Source organism: Micromonospora sp. NPDC003776, from assembly GCF_053605645.1.
Window position 1 is genome coordinate 1 of record NZ_JBSGJR010000348.1, and the last position, 7437, is coordinate 7437.

Below are 7437 nucleotides of genomic sequence, written 5' to 3' on the forward strand. Positions count from 1 at the left end.
CTCGGCGGCGGGCTCGGTGACGGCCTCGGCACCCGCCGCCGGCCGGGGGATCACCGGGTCCGGGACGTTGTGCCGGGGGCCGGTGAACCAGCGCCGGGCGCTGAGGATCCACCAGAGCCAGGCGGCACCGAGCACCACGCCGACCGCGACGATCGTGTAGTTGAAGGTGCCGGCGGTGACCGGGCTGCTGGTGGGCAGCACGAACAGGACGCAGATGATCGCGACCCAGACGATCGCCGTCCACCCGACCGGCCCGCTCCACCGGCCCAGGTTCCACGGGCCGACCGCGAAGTCCGGCGTACGCCGGCGCAGGAAGACCGGTGCCACGTACGCGATGTAGAGGCCGATCACCGCGATGGAGGTGGCCGCCAGGTAGGCGGTGGTGTTCCACAGCGACGGCAGGACCAGCAGGGTGGAGCAGGCCACGCAGAGCCAGATGGAGTTCGTGGGCGTACCCGTGCGCGGGTTGACCCGCTTCCAGATCCGGGAGCCGGGCAGGGCGCCGTCCCGGCTGAACGCGTAGGCCATCCGCGAGTTCGCGGTCACCGACGCCATGCCGCAGAAGAACTGGGCGACCACGCAGATGAAGAGCAGGAACGTGCCGAGGTCGCGCCCCGCGGCGTCGATGAAGATCTGGGCCGGGGGCAGGCCCAGCTCCGTCGTCCGCTCCGCCTGGTAGTCCTGGATGGACCAGGTGATCGCGAACAGCAGCACGAACCCGGCGAGCACCGAGACCACCACCGACATGACGATGCCGCGCGGCGCGGAGCGGGCGGCGTCGTGCGTCTCCTCCGCCACGTGCGCGCTCGCGTCGTAGCCGGTGTAGGTGTACTGCGCCATCAGCAGGCCGATCAGGACCGCGTAGCCGGCCGCGCCGGCGAAGGTGAAGCCGGTCTCGTTGCGTACCTCGAGGAAGACCTCGGAGAGCGGCTTGTGCTGGTCCGGCACGACCGCGAGCACGGCGACGATGATCGCCACGCCGGCGAGGTGCCACCAGGCGCTGACGTCCGACAGGAGCCGGACGAGGTTGACCCCGAAGGTGTTGAGCAGGCCGTGCGCGACGATGATCAGGAGGAAGACCAGGAAGGTACGCCCGGCGGTCACCTCCAGGTCGAAGGCGAGGCTCAGGAAGGCCGACGTGGTGATCGCGGCCCCGAAGTCGATCGCGGCGGTCACCGCCACCTCGCCCAGGAAGTTGAACCAGCCGACGAACCAGGCCCAGGCGGCCTTGTTCCGCTTGGCGAGCGCGGCGGCCCACCAGTAGAGGGCGCCGGCGGTGGGATAGACCGAGCAGATCTCGGCCATGGCCAGCGCCACGAAGATGACCATGACGCCGACGAAGAGCCAGCCCAGAGTGATGGCCAGTGGGCCGCCCGCCGTCATGGCGATGCCGTACGACGTGATGGCGCCGGCCAGGATGGAGATGATGGAGAACGAGACGGCGAAGTTGGAGAAGCCGGACAGCTTTCGGCGCAGCTCCTGCTTGTATCCCAGCTGCGCGAGCCGTTCCTCGTCGCTGAGGGGGGAAGCCGGGGGTACGCCGTCCTGGATCGATGAGCTCATCGTGTCTCCCTTGGACCGCAGGGGGTGGAGACTGTGACCTGGGCCACTGTCTGACCGGGATAATCCGCCGCACGCTCAGCGAGGTCAATGGAGATCGACCGAAAATGTGGCCCAGGATCAGACCATTTACCGATGCCCGCGTCCCGCCGTCGTCCAAAATGCCTTGCCCGGGCGGCCGCTCCGACGGGATCATTGAGCCCGTGACCAGGCCCGATCGCGACGGGCCGACACCGGGCGCTCGGCAACGCCCGGTCCGCGCCGGCGCGGGGCGTCCACCTCTCTCTCACTGACGTACGGCGGTTCGCCGTACCCTCCGGACGCCCCGCACCGTCGCCCTCCGCCGGCCCTCAGGACGGCCCACCGGCGGTCACCCAGGCCCGCAGGAAGTCCCCGGCCGGCACGGCGAAGAGCAGGCAGACCGCGGCCAGCCGCGGGATGGACGGCCGCCGGACGGCGACGGCGTACCCGGCGACGAGCACCGGCGCCCAGACCGTCTGCAGCAGCCAGGAGTCCCGCCGGACCAGCAGGTCCAGGTGGAGGCTGATCAGCCACACCGCCGTGGCCCCCGTCCAGAGGACGAGGCCGGCCCGCCGGCACGTCCGGGGCGTCCAGCGGACCGCCGCGGTGGTGTCACCGGCCGCCCGGTCCGCCTCGACGTCCAGCACCGTGGTCGGCAGGTAGAGCGCGGCGACCAGGAGCAGGCCCAGCAGCGCCACCGGGACCGGGTAGTCGGTGACCGGCCGGTGCAGCGACCAGCCCGCCAGGGGCGCGAGCACGCCGACGGCGAGGGCGTTGGCCGCGACGTCCAGGCCGGGCCGGGCCTTGAGGCGGACCGGTGGGGCGCTGTAGAGCCAGCCGAGCAGCAGCACGGCGGCCGTGCCGACGGCGAAGCTCGGCCCGACGGTGGCCGCCACGCCGAGCGCCGCGACGGAGGCGCCGGTGTGCCAGCGAACCAGGTCGACCTCGGTGAGCAGGCCGGTGACCAGCGGCGCGGTCGCCTTGCGCGGGTTCCGCCGGTCGCTGGGCAGGTCGTGCCGGTCGTTGATCGCGAGGACGGACGCCCAGACCAGCGGCCCGAGCACGACCAGTGCGGCCAGCGACCGCGGCACCGCCTCGGCGGGTGGCCGCCAGCCACCCGTGGCGAGCACCGAACCGGCGTAGGCCGCCGCCCAGCCGAGCGGCCAGAACCAGGGGCGGGTCAGGCGCACCGCCGCCCAGGCCCGGTCCGCTCGCCGACGGGTGGCGGGGCGCAGGAGGACCATGGACCCGACGTTAGGAACCGGTCGGGCCCTCGCCCTCACGCTGGCGGGTCGGTCGCCTCCCCCGGCGGAGGGAGTTCCGGCTCCGGGACGCACACCACCAGACCGGGCGCGGCGACCTGGATCGGGCCCGGGAACGACCGGCGGGCCGCCGCGACCGCCGGGTCCGACGCGGTGCCGGGCCAGAGGTGGGTGAGCAGCACCCGCCGCGCCCCGGCCGCCGCCGCGTACCGGCCGACCTCGGCCGCGCTGGAGAGGTTGCCGGCGTGCCGGTCCGGGATCTCCTCCGGGTACGTCGCCTCCGCGATCAGCAGGTCGGCGTCCCGGGCCAACGTGACGAGGTCGGGGCTGCTTCCGGTGTCCCCGGTGTAGGCCAGCACCGCGTCCCGGCCGGTGAACCGCGCGCCGGCGTTGGGCACCCAGTGCGGCAGCGACCAGGTGTCCACCCGGTACGGTCCGAGTTCGAATGCCTCCCCCGGGACGAAGCCCGCCAACCGGTACGCGCCGTCCACCAGGCCCGGCTCGTCGATGGCGAGCAGCCGGTCCAGGCTGCCGGCGGGCGCGTGGACGGGCAGCGGCGGACCCGACCGGTCGGCGAGCACCCGGGCCCGCAGCAGTGGTTGCAGGTCGGCACAGTGGTCCGGGTGGCCGTGGCTGACGTACACCGCGTCCACGCCGGCGGCCGGGACGCGAGCCAGCAGCGGTTGCAGGGTTGCGTAGCCGGGGTCGATCAGCAGCCGGAAGCCCTCGTGTTCGACCAGGAAACCGGAGCAAGCCTGGTCGGCGGTGGGCCACGCGCCGAGGCCGCCCAGGACGGTGATCCGCATGGGACGACCCTAGTCGTCCCGCGGCCGGGGCCCTCAGGTGAACAGCAGCCCGGCGACCCACAGCGCGGCGATGACCACGCCGGCCAGGAACTCGACCAGCATGGAGAGCCCGGCCGCCTTGAGCGCCTGCACGGTGGCCGGCCAGGCGAGCTGGTTGCTGCCCAGGCGCAGCCGCTCCGCACCCCAGATCCCGCCGACGAAGCCGATCGGCAGGCCGACGACCGGGACGACGAAGAACCCGACCAGCCCGAGCAGGCCGCCGGCCAGCAGGGACGACGTCGGCACCCCGGTCCGCTTCAGGTTCCGGCCCGGCCAGGCGTACTTGACCACCGTGCCGCCGGCCGCTACCACGGTGGCGGCGGCGAGCACCGCCCAGCGCCCCGGGCCGGCCCCGCCGAACAGCGCCCAGACCAGCACCCCGCCCCAGCACAGCGGCAGCGCCGGCAGGCCGGGCACCACCACCCCGGCCAGTCCGGCCAGGATCGCCAGCGCGGTGACCAGCGACACCACCGCCTGCGTATCGGTCAGACCCATGCCGCCGCCTCCCGTCGCGCGCCGAACCGACGGGGCGTCGGTCGGGCCGTCCCACCGTGATGCCCGGTGGCGGGTCCGCTCACGCCGCCCGCCCGCCGCCGCCGGCCAGCCGGGCGTGGATCCGGTCGGCCGGCACCGGGACGCCGAACCAGCGGCCCTGCCCGGTGTCGCAGCGCAGCGCCCGCAGCCGCTCGGCCTGCACCTCGGTCTCCACCGCCTCGGCGGTCACCCACAACTCGAGGGCGTGGGCCAGCCGGACCAGCGCGTCGACGATCCGCTCGTCCCGGTGGTCGGCGGCGACGTCCGTCCCGTCGGCCCGGATGCCCTCGACGAACGGGCCGGCCAGCTTCAGGCAGTGGATCGGCAGCCGCCGCAGGTAGGCCAGGTTGGAGTAGCCGGTGCCGAAGTCGTCGATGGCCAGCCGTACGCCGAGGTCGGCGAGGCGGCGCAGGGAGCGCAGCGGCTCCCCCGCGGTGCCCATCACGGCGCTCTCGGTCAGCTCGAGTTGCAGCAGCTCGGCGGGGAGCCCGGTGTGCTGCAACGCCTCGGCGACGGTCTCCACGATGCCGGGGTCGTCGGCCTGCCGGGCGGCCAGGTTGACGTTGACCATAAGCCGCGTCCCGGGGTACGCGCGCCGCCAGCTCTCGGCGTCCCGGCACGCCTGCCTGAGCACCCAGGCGCCGAGCCGGATGATCAGGCCGGTCTCCTCGGCCAGCCCGATGAACCGGTCCGGGCCGATCAGCCCCAGCTCCGGGTGCTGCCAGCGGACCAGCGCCTCGACCGCCACCATCGACCCGTCGAGCAGCGACACGATGGGCTGGTAGTGCACCACGAACTCGTTCCGGTCCAGCGCGGCCGGCAGCCCGGCGGCGAGCGCCGAGCGGGCGATGTCGGCGGCGCTGCGCTCCGGGTCGTAGACCGCCCACCGGCCGCGCCCCTCGGCCTTCGCCCAGTAGAGGGTGATGTCGGCGGCCTTCATCAGCTCCGACACGCTGGTCTCCACCGCCGGGCACTCCACGATGCCGATGCTGGCCGAGACGGCGAGCTGCTGATCCCCGACGTGCACCGGGGCGGAGACCGCCGCGAGCGCCAGCTCGGCCACCTCCACCGCGTCGTCGAGGCCGCCGTCGGAGTCGACCAGGATGACGAACTCGTCGCCGCCCATCCGGGCCACCAGGTGGCCCCGGCCGGCCACGCAGTCGGCGAGCCGCCGGCCGATCACCTTGAGCAGCCGGTCCCCGAGGTCGTGGCCGAGGCTGTCGTTGATCGCCTTGAAGCCGTCCAGGTCGATGAAGCAGATGCCGACCCGCTGCTCCGGGCCGGCGGTCCCGAAGACCTCGCCCAGGGTCTCGAAGAAGAGGGTCCGGTTGGGCAGGCCGGTGAGCGGGTCGTGCAGCGCCTGGAAGCGCAGTCGCTGCTGGAGTTCGTACCGCTGGGTGATGTCCTCGATCATCGCGACGGTGAACCGGGGACGGCCGTCGTCGTACCGGATCAGCGAGACGGCCAGATCGGTCCAGACCACGCTGCCGTCCTTGCGGTGGTAGCGCTTCTCCACCCGTACGCTGTCGTGCTTGCCCTCGATCAGCTCCTGGTAGAGCTCCCACATGCCGGCCGCGTCCTCGGCGTGGAACAGCGCGGCGACGTTGATCTCCCGCAGCTCCTCGACGCTGTAACCGAGCATGTCCGCGAAGGACTGGTTGACCTCCAGGATGGCGCCGTCGATGCCGGCGATGCCGATCCCGATCGCGGCGCCGGTGAACACCGCGCGGAACCGTGCCTCGCTGTCCCGCAGCGCCTGCTCCACCGCGTCCCGGGCCTGCCAGGCCGAGCGGGCGATGCGCTCCTGCTGGCTGAAGGTCCGGTCCCGCAGCGCGCGGGCGAAGCCGGCCGCGAGGGCGCCCTGCATCGCGGCGACCCGCTCCCGGGCCTCCGGCTGCTCCGCCCGGGACGCCAGCACCCAGGGCAGGAACCGGTCGCCGAGCGCCTGGACCGACCAGTCCAGTACGCCCGGCTCGGTGAGGTGCGCCTCGACGAGGGCCCGTCCCACGTCCTCGGCCGCCTCCGCGGAGAACGCCGGGGCGAGCACGGCCTGCCCGAGCCGTACGGTGTGCACCAGCAGCAGCCGCTCGGTCTCGGCCGCGCTGAGCGGCACGAACCCGATGCGGCGCACCGCCCGGGCCCACTCCGCGGCGTACGCCTGGGCGCCCGGTCGGCTGAACCCGCCCCCGTCGGGGTCCGGGGCGCGCATGGGCTCAGCCGGCGGGCCGGTCGTACCGGGCGACGCCGCCGAACGCCCCGAACCGCTCGGGGTGCTCGTCCACGTCGGACGGCGAGTCGGGCCGCCACAGCGGCATGTGCACCACGCCCGGTTCGAGGATCGTCCAGTCGCCGAAGTAGCTGGTGATCTCCGCCCGGGACCGGAGGGTGATCTCGGTGGCGGTGCGCGCGGAGAGCCGCTGCGCCTCCAGCATCTCCCGGGGCTGGTCCTCGAAGGTCGAGTGGGAGATGACCAGGAAGCTGCCGGGCGCGGCGGCGGATCGCAGGGTGGCCAGGATGTCGCCGGGCCGGTCGGTGTCGGGGATGAAGTGCACCACTCCGGCGAGCAGGATGCCGAGCGGCCGGTCGAAGTCGATCAGGCCGCTGGCCCGGGCCTGGTCCAGGATCAGCTTCGGCTCGCGCAGGTCACCGTGGATGGCGAGGGCCCGGTCGTTGCCGGCGAGGAGTTCCCGGCTGTGCGCCACCGCGACCGGGTCGATGTCGACGTAGACGATCCGGGCCGCCGGGTTGGCCGCCTGGGCCACCTCGTGCACGTTGCCCACGGTGGGAATCCCGGAGCCGATGTCGAGGAACTGGTCGATGCCCGCGTCGAGCAGCACCCGTACCGCCCGGCGGAGGAACTCGCGGCCGGAGCGCATGGTCGCGGCCAGGTTCGGGGTCATGGCCGCGATCTGCTCGGCGAGCTGCCGGTCGATCTCGAAGTTGTGCGCGCCGCCGAGGAAGTAGTCGTAGACCCGGGCCGCGCTCGGGCGGGTCAGGTCGATCTCGGCGGGAAGTGCGTCCGGCGTCTGCATCGCTCGGTCCCCCAGGTCGTCACCGCGTAGCTGTGGTCCTCACCACTCTATGCGCGCGCTCCCCGATCCGGGATATCCACTGTCGACATCCCCAACGGCGCTCGGACATCAACTGTCAGGTCTTGACACGTCATCGCCCTGCGGGTCGCAGATCGTCAGCCCATACCGCGCTGCAAGATCCAC

At 73.3% G+C, this 7437-nt stretch carries 6 protein-coding genes; all 6 read right to left on the reverse strand.

The window, feature by feature from the left end:
- Positions 1-1563, reverse strand: a 1563-nt coding sequence (locus tag ACWEVO_RS24235; protein ID WP_452309810.1) for an amino acid permease, incomplete at its 3' end; no start/stop codon positions are given.
- 347 nt (positions 1564-1910) lie between these two features.
- The gene (locus tag ACWEVO_RS24240; protein WP_452309811.1) at positions 1911-2825 is read right to left on the reverse strand and encodes a UbiA prenyltransferase family protein; all 915 of its coding nucleotides are present in this window, start codon (positions 2823-2825) and stop codon (positions 1911-1913) included.
- Positions 2826-2860: 35 nt separating this feature from the next.
- Positions 2861-3649: an MBL fold metallo-hydrolase gene (locus ACWEVO_RS24245; protein WP_452309812.1), complete on the reverse strand. Its 789-nt coding sequence runs from the start codon at positions 3647-3649 to the stop codon at positions 2861-2863.
- 33 nt (positions 3650-3682) lie between these two features.
- A complete protein-coding gene (locus ACWEVO_RS24250) occupies positions 3683-4183 on the reverse strand; it encodes a DUF456 domain-containing protein (RefSeq protein ID WP_452309813.1) in 501 nt (166 codons plus the stop codon).
- Positions 4184-4262: 79 nt separating this feature from the next.
- A complete protein-coding gene (locus ACWEVO_RS24255) occupies positions 4263-6431 on the reverse strand; it encodes a putative bifunctional diguanylate cyclase/phosphodiesterase (RefSeq protein WP_452309814.1) in 2169 nt (722 codons plus the stop codon).
- Between the two features lie 4 nt (positions 6432-6435).
- Positions 6436-7254, reverse strand: coding sequence for an SAM-dependent methyltransferase (locus ACWEVO_RS24260; RefSeq protein ID WP_452309815.1), 819 nt, complete (start codon positions 7252-7254; stop codon positions 6436-6438).
- Between the last annotated feature and the right edge of the window lie 183 nt (positions 7255-7437).